A 16616-nucleotide genomic window follows, 5' to 3' on the forward strand; every position below is an offset into this window, starting at 1 on the left:
ATCATTCCGCCGCGAGCGGCATGTCCTCGGCCTGCCCGGTGGCGGCGATCTCGGCGATCACGCTGCGCAGAAGCTTGCGGAAATTGTGGAAATTGGCGTTGGGCCGGATCGTACGTTCATCCATGTAGATCGACCGGTCGATCTCGATCTGGACGGCGTGCTGATTGCGCGACGGTCGCCCGTAAGCCTGCGTGATATAGGCCCCGGCAAACGGCGTGTTGCGTGCCACGATCAGACCGGCATCGCTGAAGGCGGCCTCGATCTGATCGACAATCGCCTGACTGGCAGACGCACCAAAGCGGTCGCCCAGAACGATCTGCGGACGCCGCGCGGTGGATTTCGCAACACCGTCGAGCGCCTCGTGCGGCATGGAATGGCAATCGACCAGCACCGCTTCGCCAAAGCGATCATGCGCCTGCTGGATCAGCTTGCGCAGCTGGCTGTGATAGGGATGCCAGAACTGCGCGATCCGGCGTTCCGCCTCGGCCAGCGGCAGCTTGCCCTGATAGATCGGACGGCCATTCGCCACCACGCGCGGCACCACGCCCAACCCGGACGCGACGCGCGGATTGTGGGTCTGGCGGCGCACACCTTCGATGAGGGCGGGGTCCAGTTCCTCGGCAGAGCGGTTCAGGTCGATATAGGCGCGGGGTGCGCCCGCCTTGATGAACGGTGCGCCGAATTGGGGGGCGCAATCGAACAGCCGGTCGACGAATGCATCCTCGGAGGACCGGATCGTCACCTCGTCCAGAGTGGTGAAGCGCATGAAGTTCCAACTGTAGTCGCGGCCGGAATGCGGCGACGCGAACACCACCCGCGAGGTGTGGGCTTCAGGCTGGACAAGGTGGTATGCAACTTTTGGCATGGGCGCTCCGTATGTCCCATACATAGACTGATTTTTTCTGTGACCAAAGCCCTTGATCCCGGTTCCGACTCCTTTTATAGACCGCTCCACCGGCGCGGCTTGACGCGCCCCTTTTATTTGGGGCACGTGAATCAAACCGGGTCAAAGGGCGATTAGCTCAGTGGTAGAGCACTTCGTTGACATCGAAGGGGTCACAAGTTCGAACCTTGTATCGCCCACCATTGAATTCGCAGTCTCGGGCTTCGGCTCGGGGCATCCGCAACCAAGAGGGCGCTCGCGCGCCGCGATAAGAGGAGAGACCACATGAAGGTCAAGAACTCGCTTCGTTCGCTGAAGAACCGCCATCGCGACTGCCGCGTTGTGCGCCGTAAAGGCCGCGTCTACGTCATCAACAAGACGCAGCGCCGGTACAAGGCCCGTCAGGGCTGAGCGGAAATCGCAGATTTTGCAGGAAAGCCGCCCTTCAGGGCGGCTTTTTTGTTTTTGGCTCCCGGCACAAGTGACATTGGCGTCCTGACGACGAATCCCGTAGGTTTTGGTCACCTGCATGGATCAGTCAAGGACAGTGACATGACGCATTCCGAAGAAGACAAGGTGTCAGGCCGGCTAAACGGCGAACAGCACGAACCAGACAAGGCCGATAACCTGCTCGAACGGCTGATCTACATGATCCTGATCGCGATCATGATCTCGGTGGCGCAGACGGTCCTCGGGGTGATGACAGTCATTCAGTTCGTCATCATGCTGGTCAACAACAAGGCTCCGAACGAGCGGCTCGCGGAATTCGGCACCGACCTTGGCATCTGGATCGCCAAGGCCGCCCGCTACCAGACTGCGGCCAGCAACGTGAAGCCCTGGCCCTGGACCGACCTCGACTGAGCGTCAGCGCAGGATCGCATCCGCCATCAGCCGCACCACGGTGGCCTGATCGAGATACCCCGACACGCGCAGCTTGCGCGCATCCTGATATCGCCGGATGGCGCGGCGGGTCTCTTCGTCAAAGGTGCCGTCCACCGCGCCGGGTTTCAGCCCCAGTTCGTCCAGACGGGTTTCAGTCAACCGTCGCGCTGCCTCGTTCAACCCAAGTGCCGCCTCTTCTGCCTGTGCCTGGGGTTGCACGGCAATCTGTTCGGAATTGTTGTTGAAATACTCGATCCGGGCGCGCGCCTCTTCCACAAATGCCCCGTTTGGACGTTCCGCGAGATAGGCGCGATAGCCTGCCTCGGTGTCCGTATCCCGAGCTTCCTGCCAGCGGCGGCGGTCCTCGCCTTCGGCCTGTGCGCGGCGCTGCTCTTCAATGGCGTCAAGCTGACCTTGCGCCTCTTCGGCGTAAATCCCGTCCGGAAACCGATTGAGATAGGCGCGGAATCCGGCCTCGTCGCCCTGTGCGCCGGTCTCGGACCAGAACGTGCGGTCCTGCCGTTCCAGCTGCGCCTGTCGTTCGCGGGCTTCCTCCTCAAGCTCTGCGGCACGGCGCTCGGCCTGCGCATCCAGCCGTGCGATCTGGTCAGAGGTCAAATACCCCGACGCGCCCTGTCCGTTCTCGTCCTGCCACGCAGTGACGGCTCCGCGCGTGCCACGACCGAAGATGCCGTCAATACCGCGCGTGTTGTACCCGAGCAGCGACAAATCACGCTGGATTTCGCGACGCGCATCGCGCGACAGGGCCAGATCTTCTTCGGCCTGCTTTTCACGGTAGAACGGTTCGGATTGGATCGCTGTCAGGCGCTCTTGGGCGTCACTGGCGTTCTGGCCGTCGGGAAATGCCGTGAGATAGGTCTCGTAGGCGGCTTCGGTGTCCGCTGCCGCTGCCTCTTGCCATGCGGCGGTATCGGCAGCGCTCCTGTCATCTGTCTCTGGGGTCTCGTCGATCTGGGGCAACTCGACATCGGTGCCCTGAAAGAGCGGTAATTCTCGCGGGACATAGCCCAGCAGGCTCAGCCCGGCTGCGCGCGCGACCGGCAGCACATCGCCCCCGGTCGCGTCAGAAAGTTGACTGACAAAGCGCCCGGCGGTCTCGACCGGCCCGATGGCCACGGTGACCCCTTGGGGTATGTCGCTTGGCGGCAAGCTCACCGACAGCCCTGCGGCCACATCGGTTTCGATCTCGACCTCCCCCAGGACGATCAGGGCACGACCGGGATAGGCCGCCGCAACGGCATAGACCGCATCAAGCGCGAAGCCTTCGGTCAATACGCCGCTCAGGGTCAAGGGCCCGGTTCTATCGCTCGGCAACAGGTAACTGCCTGCGACTGTCGACACGATTTGCCCGGTCAGGACGATCCCGACATCATCGGTGGTCGCGTCCAGACCGTCCATGAAACTGCGCAAGGCATCTCGCATCCCGGCGGCATCGGCGGTGGTGGCAAGACTGACCTCGGCCCCGCGCGCCTCGAAGGCGGCGGTCACGTCAGACAGGTCGGTGATCCGTGTCAGGCGCTGCAGCAGGCTCGGATCGCCGTTTCCGATGATCAGCAGATCGCTGTTGGCCCAGACCGGACCAGTTAAAGCCATTGCCATAGTCGTGGACAGTGCCAAGCGTTTCATAGGTTAATCCTCCATTATACTGGGGAGTAACGCACGAAACGCCGAAGTTATCCAATAACGGGTAAATCAGTCGTAGACGCGCGCGTCCTCGATCACCAAACCGTCGCGCGGCAGGGCCCCCGGCGGCACCAGTTCGACCCGGCCCTTGAGCTTGAGTGTCTCGACGATGCTTGGCTCGAACCGCGCGGCGTCGTCTGTTGCGGTTTCGATCCGCACGGTCATCACGTCCATCTCGCCATCGCGGCTGGCCACGACGCGGGCACGGTCGATCTCGGCATGTTTGGCGACAAGCGCCGCCACCTGTTCGGGGCGCACGAACATGCCCTTGATCTTGGTGGTCTGGTCGGCGCGGCCCATCCAGCCCTTGATGCGCAGGTTGGTCCGTCCGCAAGGACTTTGGCCGGGCATCATCGCGCTGAGATCCCCGGTGGCAAAGCGCACCAGCGGGTAGTCGGGGTTGAGCGACGTAACCAGCACTTCGCCCACCTCGCCCATCGCGACCGGATCGCCCGTGCCGGGCGTGACGATTTCCACGATCACGCCTTCGTCGATCACCATGCCTTCCATGGCTGGGGTCTCGTAGGCGATGTGGCCCACATCGGCGGTCGCATAGCATTGCAGGCAGGAAATGCCGCGATCTTTGTACCACTCGCGCAATGACGGGAACAAAGCTCCACCCGAAACCGCCGCCTTGACGATGCCAAGCGTGACACCCATCTCGTCGGCCTTTTCCAAGATCACCTTGAGGTAATCCGGCGTGCCCGCATAGGCAGTGACACCCACATCATGCGCCGCCTGCACCTGCAACTCGGTCTGTCCGGTGCCCGCAGGCAGCACGACCGCGCCCACGGTGCGCGCGCCGTTTTCAAAGATCATGCCCGCAGGCGTCAGATGGTAGCCAAAGCAGTTCTGCACGATGTCGGTGGTGCCAAAGCCTGCCGCGTGCAGGAAGCGTCCCATGCGCCACCAGTCGCGGGTCACACCGCCGGGTTCATAGATCGGACCCGGCGACTGGAAGATATGCGCGAGGTTCGACACTGGAAGCCCGCCAAAGGGCGGATTGTCCTTTTGCCGCTGGCTCAGGTCGGACTTGCGCAGCACCGGCAGCGCGGCAAGATCGGACAGGTCCGACAGCGGATCAATGCCATGCGCGGGCAAGAGCGCGTTGAGCGTCGCAAGCTGATCTGCCGCGCGTTGGTCGGCGCTTCGGGTTTCCAGATCGTCGAAATGGGAAGTCATGGCATTCGGCCTTGTGTGATCGGTTCAGATTGGGACGTTGGGTTACGCCAGCCAGCGCTTGCGTCGGCGATAGCTGCGCACGTTGCGGAAGGATTTGCGGCCTTCGTCGGACACTCCCAGATAGAATTCCTTGACGTCCTGGTTCTCGCGCAATTCGGAGGCGGGGCCGTCCATCACGACGCGCCCGTTTTCAAGGATGTACCCCTCGTGGGCATAGCGCAGGGCGACATTGGTGTTCTGTTCGGCCAGAAGGAAGGACACGCCTTCATTCTCGTTCACCGATTTCACGATCTCGAAGATCTGTTCGACCAGCTGCGGCGCAAGTCCCATCGACGGCTCGTCCAGCAGGATCGTCTGGGGCCGCGACATCAGCGCGCGCCCGATCGCGGTCATCTGTTGTTCACCGCCGGAGGTATAGCCAGCCTGCGATTTGCGGCGTTCCTTGAGGCGTGGAAAATACGAATAGACCAGTTCAAGGTCGTTCTGGATCGCCGCCTTGCCATCCTTGCGCGTGTAGGCTCCGGTCAGCAGGTTCTCCTCGACCGTGAGGTGGCCGAAACAGTGCCGGCCCTCCATCACCTGGATCACCCCGCGCTTGACCAGCGCGGCCGGGTCCAGATCCTGCACACGTTCGCCCTGATAGAGGATCGACCCCTTGGTGACCTCACCGCGTTCGGAGTGCAACAGGTTGGAGATGGCCTTGAGCGTCGTGGTCTTGCCTGCGCCATTGCCCCCGAGAAGGGCTGTGATGCCGCCTTTCTTCACGGTCAGGCTCACACCTTTCAGAACGAGGATCACGTGATTGTAGATCACCTCGATATTGTTGACCTCAAGCAGGGTCTCGTTCGTGCGTGTGGCATCCAGCATGATTTTACCAATTGATAAAATTTCAGGGAAGCCCCCGGCGACGGGCTGCGCCGCCGGGAGTACGGTGCGGTCTTAGTTGCTGACCGAGCACTCTTCGTTTCTGTCCCAAGGCGCGTTCGAGGTCGCATATTCCTCGGCCGCGTTCTGGATCAGGTCTGCATAGGCATCGACATTCGGCATGATGAGATCAGACGCCTTGACGAACTTGGCGCCGTCCCATTCGAGCATCCAGCCACCCGAATGACCGGTGTGGTTGGCGCAGGAGGTCGAGAACGGCGGCACCATGCCTTCCATGCCGAGCTCCACGATCCGCTCCTGGGTGAGGTTGATGTTTTCCAGACCCCAGCGCAGCTGCGTCGCGTCGATGTCAGCCGTGCCGAAGTTTTCCTGCGCGTTCTTGATGCCTTCGGCGAGGATCGCCGACATCACGAGACCCCGGCCGTAGAACACGCCCTGCATCTCTTCTTCGTTGGTCTGGCTCAGACCCGCGTCGATGACATGCTCCTTGATCTCTTTCATCAAAGGCGCGTCGAGGTTCGGGAAGGACCAGGAAATCGACTTGTAGCCCTTGCCGTCCTCACCGACGAGCTTCAGGTCCGCATCGTGACCAGCCCACCAGACGCCGACAAAGTTTTCCATCGGGAACTTGGTCTTGACCGCTTCGGTGATGGCACCGGCGTTCATCGCACCCCAGCCCCACATCACGACGTAGTCGGGACGTTCACGGCGGATTTGCAGCCACTGAGCGGACTGGTTCTGCATCTCGTTGAGACCGACCGGGATCGGCAGCAATTCAAAGCCCTTGTTCTCGGCGTGCATTTCCATCACCGGCAGGGGTTCCTTGCCGAAGGGGTGGTCAAGGTGAAGGAACGCGATCTTCTTGCCCTCGAGCGATCCTTCCGCTTCGAGGTGCTGGATGATCATGTCGGCACCATCCCAGTAACCGGCAGGCATGTTGAACGCCCACTGGAACACGGTGCCATCGGCCATCGGCGAGAAACCATAACCGGGAGCCAGGATCGGAATCTCGTCGACGTTGGTCTTGGGCAGAACCTGAAGCGTGATGCCGGTGGACCAGGGTTGCGTCACGATGGCCTCGCCCTTGGTCTTTTCATAGCATTCCACGCCCTTTTCAGTGGAATAGCCGGTCTCGCATTCCTCGAAGTCGATCGTTGCGCCACCAATGCCGCCATCGCGCTGATTGAGCATGGTCATGTAATCCGCCTGACCGTTCATCAGGGGAATCCCTGTGGCCGCAAAGGGCCCGGTCCGGTACGCGAGGTTCGGCGTATAGAGCTCTTGTGCAACGGCCGCCGTGCCAATCACGGTGCCAAGCGCTGCTGCTACTGCCAGTTTGGTAAAGTGTTTCATGGTTGTCCTCCCATTGGAACGTTCATGTTTTTCGGTTCTTGGTCTTGGGCCGCCCCCCGCCTCAGTGCGGGAAGGGCCAGATGATGAGTTTTTCACGGATCAGACGCCAAAGCTGGTTCAACCCGTGCGGCTCGATGATCAGGAAGAAGATGATCAGCGCCCCGATGATCATGACATTGATGTGCTCGATCATCGCGGATTCGATGCGGAAGCCGTGCAACTGTGCATAGCCATAGATCAGCGTCACTGCGCCAAAGCCAATCGCCGCTCCCATGCCCCAGAGGTTGCGCGCGACCCCGAAAAGGAAGGTCGCCACCGCAATCAGCACGATCAGCAGAATGGCCGATCCTGTGGACATCTCGAACACCTGCGTGCCAGCCACGACGTTCAGCACGACAGGCAGGCCGACGATCAGGATCGCGCCGAGGTAGTTGCCCATGATGGACCCCAGACCGCCGATGATCGCGATGAACAACACCTGGAAAGACAATTGGATGTAGAAGACGTTCGGTTCCGCAGCGCCTTTCCACATGAAGACATACAGCGCCCCCGCAACGCCCACGATATAGGATGACACCGCAAAGGCTGTCAGCTTCGACTTAAGCAGGTTGATCCCGATGAGTTCCGCCGCGATGTCCATATCGCGGGTGGCCTTCCAGGTTCGGCCGAGGTTGCCGCGTGTCAGGTTGATGCAGAGCACTGTCAGCAGCGTCACGACGAACAGGACGATGTAGTATTCGGTAATGGAGGCCGCCTGCGGACCCATCACAAAGATGCCGAAAGCCTCGGAGTTCGGCACTTGGATCGCCCCGGACGCGTTGTAATTGTAAAGCCACGACCACTTCTCGAACAGCCATGCGAGAAAGAACTGCGCCGCCAGCGTTGCAATGGCGAGATAGAAGCCCTTGATGCGCAGCGACGGGATACCGAATGCGACCCCAATGCCCGCGCTGAAGAAGCCCGACAGCAGAATGGCGATGACCGGGTTCAGCTCGGGGAAGATGGTTATGATCTTGTAGCACGCATAGGCGCCGACCCCCATGAAGGCCCCGGTGCCAAGGCTCAACTGACCGGCAAAGCCCGTCAGGATGTTCAGCCCCATCGCCGCCAGCGCATAGATCAGGATCGGGATCAGCAGGGTCTGGACGGTGAATTCCGACGCCGTCATCGGAAAGATCACCCAACCGAAGATCAGGATGATGCCCAGCAGAAACGCATCCTGCCGAACCGGGAACAGGGCCTGATCGGCGATGTAACTCGTCTTGAACTGGCCAGCCGTGCGGTACAGCATCAGGCGGTCTCCTCTTCAATGATCACCGCACGGTTGCGCGGCTTGGCGTATCCGGTGACCTCCGAGTGGCGGATCAGCCAGAAATAGGCCCAGAACCCGGCAGCGCCTCCGGCAGCGGCCAGCAGGATCGCTATGACGGTCTGGTTGCCCGCCCCGGCCCCGCTCGCCAGCGCGAGATAGCCGAAGGCCCAGAAGCCGGACCAGGCGATGACGTTCAGAACTGCGATCAGTTTGGCCATGTGAATTTACCTTCGATCTTTTCGTAGACCGGGCGATTGCCCGGCACCCCTTGTGAACAGCGCGCCCCGCGCCGCCCTAGACCCTTTCGATGATCCGCTCACCGAACAGACCCTGCGGACGGAACAGGAGCACGATCAGCGCCAGCACGAAGGCGAACCATGTCTCGGTGTTTCCCCCCAGAAGCGGCTGCCCCCAGTAGATCTCGAACAGCTTTTCCAGGATGCCGATCATGAGCCCGCCGACGATGGCCCCGGTGATCGATTCCAGCCCGCCCAGCATCAGCACCGGCAGCGCCTTGTACGCGATCACCTCGAGCGCAAAGCTCACCCCCGCGCGTGCACCCCAGGCAATGCCCGTGACCAAAGCGATGATGCCCGCGATGAACCAGACCAGCACCCAGATCGTCTGGAGGCTGATGCCCACCGACAGCGCCGCCTGATGATCGTCGCCCAGCGCCCGGATCGCCCGGCCCATCTGCGTGTAGTTGAGGAAGGCCAGCAGCGCGAGCACCAGCAGGGTCGCCACGATCACCACGGTGATGTCGAGATGCTGCAGGATCAGCAGACCGCCGAACGGCTCGAGCACAGTGTCACCTGTGGGGATGCCCAGTTCCTCGGTGATCATCACCTTGTTTTCACCGCCGAAAATGGTCTCGCCCAAACCGATCAGGAACAGCGTGATCCCGATGGTGGCCATGAAGAGGATGATGTCAGGCTGCCCGACAAGAGGCCGCAGCACCACGCGTTCGATGACCACCGCCAACACGAACATGACGACCAGCGTCAACCCGACGCTGAGCCATGCCGGCACACCCATGGCGAACAGGCCCACCAGCGTCAGAGCGGCGAACACCACCATGATGCCCTGGGCGAAGTTGAAGATGCGCGAGGACCGGAAGATCAGCACGAATCCCAGCGCGATGAGCGCATAGAGGATGCCCGAAACCAGCCCTTCCCACAGCACCTGCATCAGGAAATCCGGGGCCTCGACCATGTCCACGAATGGCGCGATGAAGATGTCGTTCAGCATGCCTGCTCCTTCAATGTGGGACGCCCAGATAGGCGTCGATCACATCCTGATTGTTGCGCACCTCGTCCGGGGTGCCGTCGCCGATCTTCTTGCCGTAATCCATGACGACCACGCGGTCGCTCAGGTCCATCACGACCCCCATGTCATGTTCGATCAGGCAGATCGTTGTTCCGAATTCGTCGTTCACATCGAGGATGAAGCGGCTCATGTCCTCTTTTTCCTCGACGTTCATGCCCGCCATCGGTTCGTCCAGCAGGAGCAGTGACGGCTCGGCCGCCAGCGCCCGCGCCAGTTCGACCCGCTTTTTCAGACCGTAGGGCAGACGCCCCACCGGGGTCTTGCGGATGTTCTGGATCTCGAGAAAGTCGATCACCCGCTCGACCTTTTCGCGGTTCTCCATTTCCTCGTTGCGCGCCTTGCCCCACCAGAGCGCCTGGCTGACGACGCCCGCGTTCATGTGGGTCAGGCGACCGGTCATGACATTGTCGAGCACCGTCATCCCTTCGAAGAGCGCGATGTTCTGGAAGGTCCGCGCGACACCCTGCCGGGCCACCTCGTAGGGTTTCATCGGCGGGCGCTTGGCACCCTGGTACCAGACCTCACCCTCGGAGGGCGTGTAGAAGCCGGAAATGACGTTGAGCATCGAGGACTTGCCCGCGCCGTTCGGCCCGATGATCGCGCGCACCTCGCCTTCGTGAATGTCGAACGAGATGTCCTGAATCGCCACCACGCCGCCGAAGCGCAAGGTGATGTTGCGCATCTCCATGAGGGTGCCGCCGATCTGACGCCCGTCGGCGGTGACGTATCCTTCGGTGTCTTTCATTGCACTGCTCCCTTGGCAAATGCCACTGGGCTCCATGATTTCTTAAGGGTTTGCGAGAATCTTCGTACGAAGATTCTTGGCGTTGCCCATAAAATTCTGGGAGCGACCGTCAGTGACATGACCAATCCCATCACTCCGCTGCCAGCTTCTGCGGGGTCACCGGCACCACCTTGGCATCGCGAATCTCCAGCGTCGCCTTGATCTTGCCCTTGCGCCCGTCTTCGTAGGTCACTTCGGTTTCCGTGTAGACCGTGTCCGACCCGTCATAGAGCGCGTTGACCAAATCCTCGAACTTCTCGCCGATGATCTTGCGGCGCACCTTGCGGGTGCGGGTCAATTCGCCATCATCCGCGTCCAACTCCTTGTGCAACACGAGGAAGCGATGCACCTGGCAGCCCGACAACATCTCGTCCTGCGCGATGCTCGCGTTGACCTCTTCGATATGCGCCTGGATCGTGTCGAGCACCTGCTTGTGCCCGGCCAGTTCCTGGTAGGACGCATAGGCGATGTTGTTGCGTTCCGCCCAATTGCCCACCGCGGCAAGGTCGATATTGATGAAGGCACAGCAGCGGTCGCGCCCGGAGCCGAACACCACGGCCTCGAGGATGTTGGGATAGAACTTGAGCTTGTTCTCGACATATTTCGGCGCGAACATCGCGCCATTTGCCATCGCTCCCACATCCTTGGCGCGGTCGATGATGCGCAGATGGCCGGTCGACTCCTCGATGAAGCCCGCGTCCCCCGTGGCGACCCAGCCCTCGGCATCCTTGGTATCGGCGGTCGAGTCGGCGTTCTTGTAATACTCCACAAACACGCCCGGTGACCGGTAATACACCTCGCCGCTGTCCGAGATGCGGATTTCGACGCCGGGTGACGGCACACCCACCGTATCCGACCGGACCTCGCCATCGGGTTGCTGGGTGATGAACACCGACGCTTCGGTCTGGCCGTAAAGCTGCTTCAGATTGATGCCCAAAGAGCGATAGAAATCAAAGATTTCCGGCCCGATCGCCTCGCCCGCCGTGTAGCCGACGCGCACTTTCGAAAAGCCCAGCGCGTTCTTGAGAGGACCGTAGACCATGATCTCGCCCACGCGGTATTTCAGCCGGTCCAGCAGCCCCACATCGTGCCCGTCCAGAATGGCCGGACCGACCTTGCGGGCATGCGCCATGAAATAATCAAACGTCTTTTTCTTGAACGCGCCCGCATCCTCCATCCGGATCATGATCTGCGTCAGCTGCGTCTCGAACACGCGCGGCGGGGCGAAATAATAGGACGGCGCGATCTCGCGCAGGTCGGTCATCATGGTCTCGGGGCTTTCGGGGCAATTCACGCAAAAGCCCGACCAATAGGCCTGCCCGATGGAAAAGATGAAATCGCCGACCCAGGCCATCGGCAGATAGGCCAGAACCTCGTCATCGACCTTGAGGTGATCGAACTCGGACGACGCCTTGGCGGTCTCGATGATGTTGCGGTTCGACAGGACCACGCCCTTGGGCTTGCCGGTCGTGCCGGAGGTGTAAAGCATCACGCAGGTGCTGTCATAATCAAGCTTGGCGGTGCGCGCCTTCAGTTCCTTGGAGAACTCGTCACGGGCGGTGCGACCTTGTTTCTGCACATTGCTGAACTCGTGCAGCCGGGTGTGATCGTATTTCCGCAAACCCCGGGCGTCGAGGTAGATCATGTGCTCGAACTGATGCAGGCGGTCCTGCACCTCGATCACCTTGTCGACCTGTTCCTGGTCGCTGACGATGGCAAAACGCGCACCGCAATGATCGAGCACGTATTCCATCTCTTCGGCAACAGCGTCCTGATAAAGCGGCACCGGGATCGCGCCCACGGACTGCGCGGCAACCATCGACCAATAGAGATAGGGCCGGTTGCGTCCGATGATGGCAATGAAATCGCCCTCGTTCACGCCCAGGTTCAAAAGACCCAGCGCCAAAGCTTCGATCTCCTTGGACGTTTCGGCCCAGGACCAGCTTTGCCAAATGCCGTATTCCTTTTCGCGATAGGCAGGCGAACGGCCATATTGCGATACATTGCGCGCCAACAGCGCTGGAACCGAGCGCAGACCTTCTGCGCCCTTGGTCATGTGTGCCAAAACTTTTCCTCCCGTTGCCCGGGTCTTCCCCGAACGGATCGCTTTGCGCGACTCTGTCTCAAGATTGGACAGATGGCAGGGTGGGGGTCAACTTTTTCCTGAAGTTTTCTCAATCCCAACGAATTGTAACAGCGGACCGCACGGTCTTTGCGTCGCGCGGATCCGGTGCTAGCCAGAACAAGGCAGACCCATTTTCGGACCCGTTTCATGCAGACCGACGCACTCATCCAGGCCGGGCTCAACCTGATCGGACAGGCGCTGTCGATCTATGACAGCGATCTGCGGCTGGCCGCCTGCAATGCCCGCTTTGCCGAGATGTTCGACCTGCCCCGGGCCCTGACCCGTCCCGGCGCAGATTTCGAAGCCACCATCCGCCATCTGGTAGACCGGGGCGAGTATGGCGAGATCGACGATGTCGAAAGCTTCATCGCCACGCGTGTCGAACAGGCCAGCGCGTTCCAGCCGCATTACATGGAGCGCACCCGCGCCAATGGCCGTACGATCAGCGTCGAAGGCGCGCCGCTGCCCCAAGGCGGCTGGGTCACCGTCTATACCGACATCACCGCGGTCAAATCGCAGGAACAGCTCTTGCGCACCCGGTCGGAACTGCTGTCCGAAGAGGTGCTGGCCCGGTCCGAGGAACTCGCGGCCACCAACCGCAAGCTGGCCGCCACCGTGTCCGCGCTCGAGGAGGCGCAGCGCGAACTGACCGAGATGGAAGCCCGCACGCGGCTGACCACCGAAATGATGCCGGCCCATATCGCCCACGTGGACAGCGCCGGGTGCTACACGTTTTCCAACCGCCGCCTGTCCAACGTGATGCCGGGGCGTCCATCCAGGATCGTCGGCCTGCACATCTCGGAGGCGTTGGGAGACGATGCCTATGCCCGCGTCTTGCCGCACCTTCAAATGGCTCTGGCGGGGGATCCTTCGACGTTTGAATTCACCGATGTGCACAGCTCGCGGCGAATCCGCGTGGCCTTCACCCCCGACGAGTCTGAGAAGGGCGTGTATATCCTGTCGATGGACGTGACCGAGGAAACCCAGGCACGTGCCGCGCTCCAGCAAACCCGCCGCCGCGAGATGGCAGCGCAACTGACCTCGGGCCTCGCGCATGATTTCTCGAACCTGCTGACCATCATCCTTGGCATGCAGTCAAAGCTTGCGCGCATGGACCTGCCGCCCGACGCCGACCCCCTGATCACCGCCACGTTGCAAGCCGCCCGGCGCGGTGGTGACCTGCTAAACCGGATCGCCGACATCACCGCGCACCGCGCATGGCGACCCGAACCGCTCGATCTGGGCGCGTTCCTGTCCGACCTGCACACGCTGGCGGCGCCCTCGCTGCCCGACAGCATCAACCTGCGCGTCGAGACCACCATCACCCAACGCGCCCTGCTTGATTCCGGCCAGCTTCAGGACAGCCTGCTCAACCTCATCCTGAATGCCCGCGATGCCTGCGGCGACCAAGGCATCATCCGCCTGACCGCGACAGAATTGCGCGACACCTGGATCGACTTCACCGTAGAGGATACGGGCGCGGGATTTTCCGACGACGCGCTGAAACACGCGCTTGATCCGTTCTTCACCACCAAGGGCGATGGCGGCTCGGGGCTTGGCCTGTCGATGGTCTATGACACGGCGAAACTGGCAGGCGGGCAGCTGCGCATCGGCAATACCGGAACCGGCGCCAAGGTCACCCTGCGCCTGCCCCTGCGCCATGCGGCAAAGCACCTGAGCAACGAGCTTGTGCTGCTGGTCGAGGACAGCCCGGATCTGCGTACCACGATCCGCGACATGCTCACCAGCCTTGGCCACAGTGTGATCGAGGCCACCTCGGTCGACGAAGCACTGGCGCTGGCACAAGGTGTGCCGGACATCGCCTTCGTGCTGTCGGACATCTCGCTCGAAGGACCGGCCTTGGGCACCGAACTGGTGACCGCTCTGCCCAGGAAACCCGTCTACCTGATGACCTCCCTGCCCGTCTCCGACCCACGTCACCGGGACGCCGCATCGAAAACCGCCGTCCTGCCGAAACCCTTTACCAATTCCGATCTGGCCGCGTTTCTGGGCCACGAGGACGCGCTGACATGACCAGACCCCTGATCACCATTCTCGACGACGAACCCGCGATCCGCACCATGTTGTCCGAAGCGCTCGAAGACGCAGGCTACGACACCCAGTGCTTTGCCCGCGCCGCAGAATTCGAAACCGCCCTGCGCCGCACGACGCCCGATGTCTGCCTTGTCGATCTGGGTCTGCCCGACCGCGACGGGCTGAGCCTCGTGCACCGTCTGGCGCTGGAACAGGGGGCTGTGGTCATCATCATCTCGGGCCGCGCGCAGGTGCAGGACAAGATCACCGGGTTGGAGCTTGGGGCGGATGACTACATCATCAAACCCTTCGATCCCGCCGAGGTGGTGGCCCGAGTCCGCGCCCGCCTGCGCACCCGAAGCGCGCCCGCGCCCACCGGCCAGACCGCGCGCTTCAACGGCTGGACCGCCCATTTCGACCGCTACTCGCTGCAGGATGAGACTGGCAGCGAAACCCCGTTCTCCCATGCCGAGGGCGAGGTGCTGCGGCTCTTCCTTGAAAGCCCCAATCGCTTGATCACCCGCCACTACATGCAGGACACGCTGGGCGGTGCGGCAGGGGACAGTTTCGACCGCGCGATGGACGTCCGCATTTCGCGCCTGCGCACCAAGCTGCGCGAAGATCCCAAGAACCCCCGCCTGATCAAGACGATCTACGGCGCGGGCTATATCTTTCTGGGCGAAGTGACCTGGAGCTGACTCATAAGCCCAATGCCGAGCGCATGATCGGCAAAACGGCCGCCGCAACGACCCCGACAAGCGCCGCGATGGCAAACCGCGCCAAGGGTTTCGGGAAGCGCGGGCTGACAAGGCCCAGCCCGCCGCAGACCAGCGCATAAAACGCCATCGCCGTGAAATCCATGCTGCGCCCCTCCGTTCGTCGGGATCAGCCTAGCACGGCAAAGCCGTCAGCCCAAAGCCTCAACCGCCCCCGCCAGAACCCTCAGCCCGGTCACCAGATCGGCCTCGTCCGTGTCTTCGCCGAAGGCATGGCTGATCCCATTGATCGACGGCACAAAGAGCATCGCCACCGGCATCAGCTTCGACAGGTTGGTCGCATCATGCAGCGCGCCCGACGGCATCACGCGCCAACGACCCGGCACCTCTGACTCTGCCGCGCCTTCAAGCGCGCCGCGCAGCCGCATGTCCATCTGCACAGGCTCCAGCCCCAGCATCGGCCCGAAATCCAGATCGAAACCGCCAGAGGACGCCACCTCTTCCGCCGTCTCAAGGATGATCCGCTCCATCCGCCCCAGCCGGTCCGCATCGCCATCGCGCCACTGCATCGAAAATTTCACCCGTCCCGGCACGATGGACGAGGCATTCGGATGCAGCGTCACATGCCCGATGGTCCAGACGGTCGAGGGCGTCACCACATTGGCGAACCGTTCCGCGATCAAGGCGTTGAACCGCGACAGCGCCTGGAACGCATCACGCCGCCCCTGCATCGGCGTGGTGCCCGCGTGGTTCTGCTCACCGACAAGCGTGATCTTCATGTCCCGGATGCCGACAATGGCGTCGACCACCCCGATGGCCTCGCGTTCACGGTCCAGAACCGGCCCCTGCTCGATATGCATCTCCAGGAACCCGCTGAAGCGGCCGGGCTCGACAAAACCCTCCGACCGCCCCGGCATCCGCGCCCGCGCCTCGGCAAAGCTCAGGCCGTCCCGGTCGCTCAGCCCGTCCGCCTTGTCCAGCGACAGATTTCCCGACCACACGGCGCTTCCGGTGGTCACGCCGAACCGCCCTTCTTCGTCCTGAAACGACACCACCGACACCGGCGGCCCACCTGCCTCGACCGAGGCCCGCGCCACTTCCAAAGCCGCGATCACACCCAGCGCCCCGTCAAGCCAGCCGCCCTCTGGCTGGCTGTCCGTATGCGATCCCATGAGCAGGGATCGCCCTTCGGCCAGACCGAACACCGATCCCACCGGATCGACATGCACCGACAGCCCCGCGTCCCGCATCCGCCCTGCCAACCACTCGCGCGCTGCGATATCGGGCTCGGAATAGGCCGGGCGCACCACGCCCTTGCCGACCCCTGCGGCCCCGAAGCTCCGCAACGCATGAAGGTCCGCCAGAAAACGGTCAGGCCGGATGGGCAGCATGATGTCAGTCCTTCTTCTTTTTCCAAATATGCAAACGCG

The 16616-nt window shown here is 62.1% G+C and carries 16 protein-coding genes and 1 tRNA gene; 5 read left to right on the forward strand and 12 right to left on the reverse strand.

Annotated features, from left to right (window positions below):
* Nucleotide 1: 1 nt before the first annotated feature.
* Nucleotides 2–865, reverse strand: coding sequence for an N-formylglutamate amidohydrolase (locus IEV82_RS15535; protein WP_188482953.1), 864 nt, complete (start codon nt 863–865; stop codon nt 2–4).
* A gap of 146 nt (nt 866–1011) precedes the next feature.
* Between IEV82_RS15535 and IEV82_RS15540 the strand changes: the two genes are divergently transcribed.
* From IEV82_RS15540 to IEV82_RS15550, 3 genes are all read left to right on the forward strand, one after another.
* A tRNA-Val gene (locus tag IEV82_RS15540) sits at nt 1012–1086 on the forward strand.
* Nucleotides 1087–1168: 82 nt separating this feature from the next.
* Nucleotides 1169–1294: a type B 50S ribosomal protein L36 gene (ykgO, locus tag IEV82_RS15545; protein ID WP_109464916.1), complete on the forward strand. Its 126-nt coding sequence runs from the start codon at nt 1169–1171 to the stop codon at nt 1292–1294.
* Nucleotides 1295–1435: 141 nt separating this feature from the next.
* Nucleotides 1436–1744: a DUF4389 domain-containing protein gene (locus tag IEV82_RS15550; protein ID WP_188482954.1), complete on the forward strand. Its 309-nt coding sequence runs from the start codon at nt 1436–1438 to the stop codon at nt 1742–1744.
* 3 nt (nt 1745–1747) lie between these two features.
* On the opposite strand, the gene IEV82_RS15555 is transcribed toward IEV82_RS15550, so the two are convergent.
* The 9 genes from IEV82_RS15555 to IEV82_RS15595 form a co-directional block, all read right to left on the reverse strand.
* Nucleotides 1748–3412: a peptidoglycan-binding domain-containing protein gene (locus tag IEV82_RS15555; RefSeq protein ID WP_188482955.1), complete on the reverse strand. Its 1665-nt coding sequence runs from the start codon at nt 3410–3412 to the stop codon at nt 1748–1750.
* Nucleotides 3413–3478: 66 nt separating this feature from the next.
* On the reverse strand, nt 3479–4651 hold the full coding sequence (locus IEV82_RS15560; RefSeq protein ID WP_188482956.1) for a phenylacetate--CoA ligase family protein: 1173 nt from the start codon (nt 4649–4651) through the stop codon (nt 3479–3481).
* A 42-nt stretch (nt 4652–4693) separates the two neighbouring features.
* Nucleotides 4694–5518: an ABC transporter ATP-binding protein gene (locus tag IEV82_RS15565; protein ID WP_188482957.1), complete on the reverse strand. Its 825-nt coding sequence runs from the start codon at nt 5516–5518 to the stop codon at nt 4694–4696.
* Nucleotides 5519–5590: 72 nt separating this feature from the next.
* Entirely contained in the window at nt 5591–6889 is a 1299-nt protein-coding gene (locus IEV82_RS15570) for an ABC transporter substrate-binding protein (RefSeq protein WP_188482958.1), read from the reverse strand.
* Between the two features lie 61 nt (nt 6890–6950).
* The gene (locus IEV82_RS15575) at nt 6951–8180 is read right to left on the reverse strand and encodes a branched-chain amino acid ABC transporter permease (RefSeq protein WP_229747862.1); all 1230 of its coding nucleotides are present in this window, start codon (nt 8178–8180) and stop codon (nt 6951–6953) included.
* Nucleotides 8180–8419 (reverse strand): hypothetical protein, encoded by a 240-nt coding sequence (locus tag IEV82_RS15580; protein ID WP_188482959.1) that lies wholly within the window; start codon nt 8417–8419, stop codon nt 8180–8182. The genes IEV82_RS15575 and IEV82_RS15580 overlap by 1 nt, the downstream gene beginning before the upstream one ends.
* A gap of 76 nt (nt 8420–8495) precedes the next feature.
* On the reverse strand, nt 8496–9449 hold the full coding sequence (locus IEV82_RS15585; protein WP_188482960.1) for a branched-chain amino acid ABC transporter permease: 954 nt from the start codon (nt 9447–9449) through the stop codon (nt 8496–8498).
* A 10-nt stretch (nt 9450–9459) separates the two neighbouring features.
* Nucleotides 9460–10272, reverse strand: a complete 813-nt coding sequence (locus IEV82_RS15590; RefSeq protein ID WP_188482961.1) for an ABC transporter ATP-binding protein — start codon at nt 10270–10272, stop codon at nt 9460–9462.
* A gap of 130 nt (nt 10273–10402) precedes the next feature.
* The gene (locus IEV82_RS15595) at nt 10403–12367 is read right to left on the reverse strand and encodes an AMP-binding protein (protein WP_188483087.1); all 1965 of its coding nucleotides are present in this window, start codon (nt 12365–12367) and stop codon (nt 10403–10405) included.
* Nucleotides 12368–12583: 216 nt separating this feature from the next.
* On the opposite strand from IEV82_RS15595, the gene IEV82_RS15600 reads away from it, so the two are divergent.
* Nucleotides 12584–14470, forward strand: a complete 1887-nt coding sequence (locus tag IEV82_RS15600; protein ID WP_188482962.1) for a hybrid sensor histidine kinase/response regulator — start codon at nt 12584–12586, stop codon at nt 14468–14470.
* On the forward strand, nt 14467–15168 hold the full coding sequence (locus IEV82_RS15605; protein WP_188482963.1) for a response regulator transcription factor: 702 nt from the start codon (nt 14467–14469) through the stop codon (nt 15166–15168). The genes IEV82_RS15600 and IEV82_RS15605 overlap by 4 nt, the downstream gene beginning before the upstream one ends.
* A 1-nt stretch (nt 15169) precedes the next feature.
* On the opposite strand, the gene IEV82_RS15610 is transcribed toward IEV82_RS15605, so the two are convergent.
* Nucleotides 15170–15331, reverse strand: coding sequence for a hypothetical protein (locus IEV82_RS15610; protein ID WP_188482964.1), 162 nt, complete (start codon nt 15329–15331; stop codon nt 15170–15172).
* Nucleotides 15332–15377: 46 nt separating this feature from the next.
* Entirely contained in the window at nt 15378–16577 is a 1200-nt protein-coding gene (locus tag IEV82_RS15615; protein ID WP_188482965.1) for a hydantoinase/carbamoylase family amidase, read from the reverse strand.
* Nucleotides 16578–16616 lie beyond the last annotated feature (39 nt).

This window comes from Marivita lacus (genome assembly GCF_014637725.1).
Lineage (GTDB): Bacteria > Pseudomonadota > Alphaproteobacteria > Rhodobacterales > Rhodobacteraceae > Marivita > Marivita lacus.

What these genes read in the sequence shown, in the direction of transcription:
- IEV82_RS15535 (WP_188482953.1), bottom strand. Translation starts at nt 865, where the DNA reads ATGCCAAAAGTTGCATACCACCTTGTCCAGCCTGAAGCCCACACCTCG.
- ykgO (WP_109464916.1), top strand. Translation starts at nt 1,169, where the DNA reads ATGAAGGTCAAGAACTCGCTTCGTTCGCTGAAGAACCGCCATCGCGAC.
- IEV82_RS15550 (WP_188482954.1), top strand. Translation starts at nt 1,436, where the DNA reads ATGACGCATTCCGAAGAAGACAAGGTGTCAGGCCGGCTAAACGGCGAA.
- IEV82_RS15555 (WP_188482955.1), bottom strand. Translation starts at nt 3,412, where the DNA reads ATGAAACGCTTGGCACTGTCCACGACTATGGCAATGGCTTTAACTGGT.
- IEV82_RS15560 (WP_188482956.1), bottom strand. Translation starts at nt 4,651, where the DNA reads ATGACTTCCCATTTCGACGATCTGGAAACCCGAAGCGCCGACCAACGC.
- IEV82_RS15565 (WP_188482957.1), bottom strand. Translation starts at nt 5,518, where the DNA reads ATGCTGGATGCCACACGCACGAACGAGACCCTGCTTGAGGTCAACAAT.
- IEV82_RS15570 (WP_188482958.1), bottom strand. Translation starts at nt 6,889, where the DNA reads ATGAAACACTTTACCAAACTGGCAGTAGCAGCAGCGCTTGGCACCGTG.
- IEV82_RS15575 (WP_229747862.1), bottom strand. Translation starts at nt 8,180, where the DNA reads ATGCTGTACCGCACGGCTGGCCAGTTCAAGACGAGTTACATCGCCGAT.
- IEV82_RS15580 (WP_188482959.1), bottom strand. Translation starts at nt 8,419, where the DNA reads ATGGCCAAACTGATCGCAGTTCTGAACGTCATCGCCTGGTCCGGCTTC.
- IEV82_RS15585 (WP_188482960.1), bottom strand. Translation starts at nt 9,449, where the DNA reads ATGCTGAACGACATCTTCATCGCGCCATTCGTGGACATGGTCGAGGCC.
- IEV82_RS15590 (WP_188482961.1), bottom strand. Translation starts at nt 10,272, where the DNA reads ATGAAAGACACCGAAGGATACGTCACCGCCGACGGGCGTCAGATCGGC.
- IEV82_RS15595 (WP_188483087.1), bottom strand. Translation starts at nt 12,367, where the DNA reads ATGACCAAGGGCGCAGAAGGTCTGCGCTCGGTTCCAGCGCTGTTGGCG.
- IEV82_RS15600 (WP_188482962.1), top strand. Translation starts at nt 12,584, where the DNA reads ATGCAGACCGACGCACTCATCCAGGCCGGGCTCAACCTGATCGGACAG.
- IEV82_RS15605 (WP_188482963.1), top strand. Translation starts at nt 14,467, where the DNA reads ATGACCAGACCCCTGATCACCATTCTCGACGACGAACCCGCGATCCGC.
- IEV82_RS15610 (WP_188482964.1), bottom strand. Translation starts at nt 15,331, where the DNA reads ATGGATTTCACGGCGATGGCGTTTTATGCGCTGGTCTGCGGCGGGCTG.
- IEV82_RS15615 (WP_188482965.1), bottom strand. Translation starts at nt 16,577, where the DNA reads ATGCTGCCCATCCGGCCTGACCGTTTTCTGGCGGACCTTCATGCGTTG.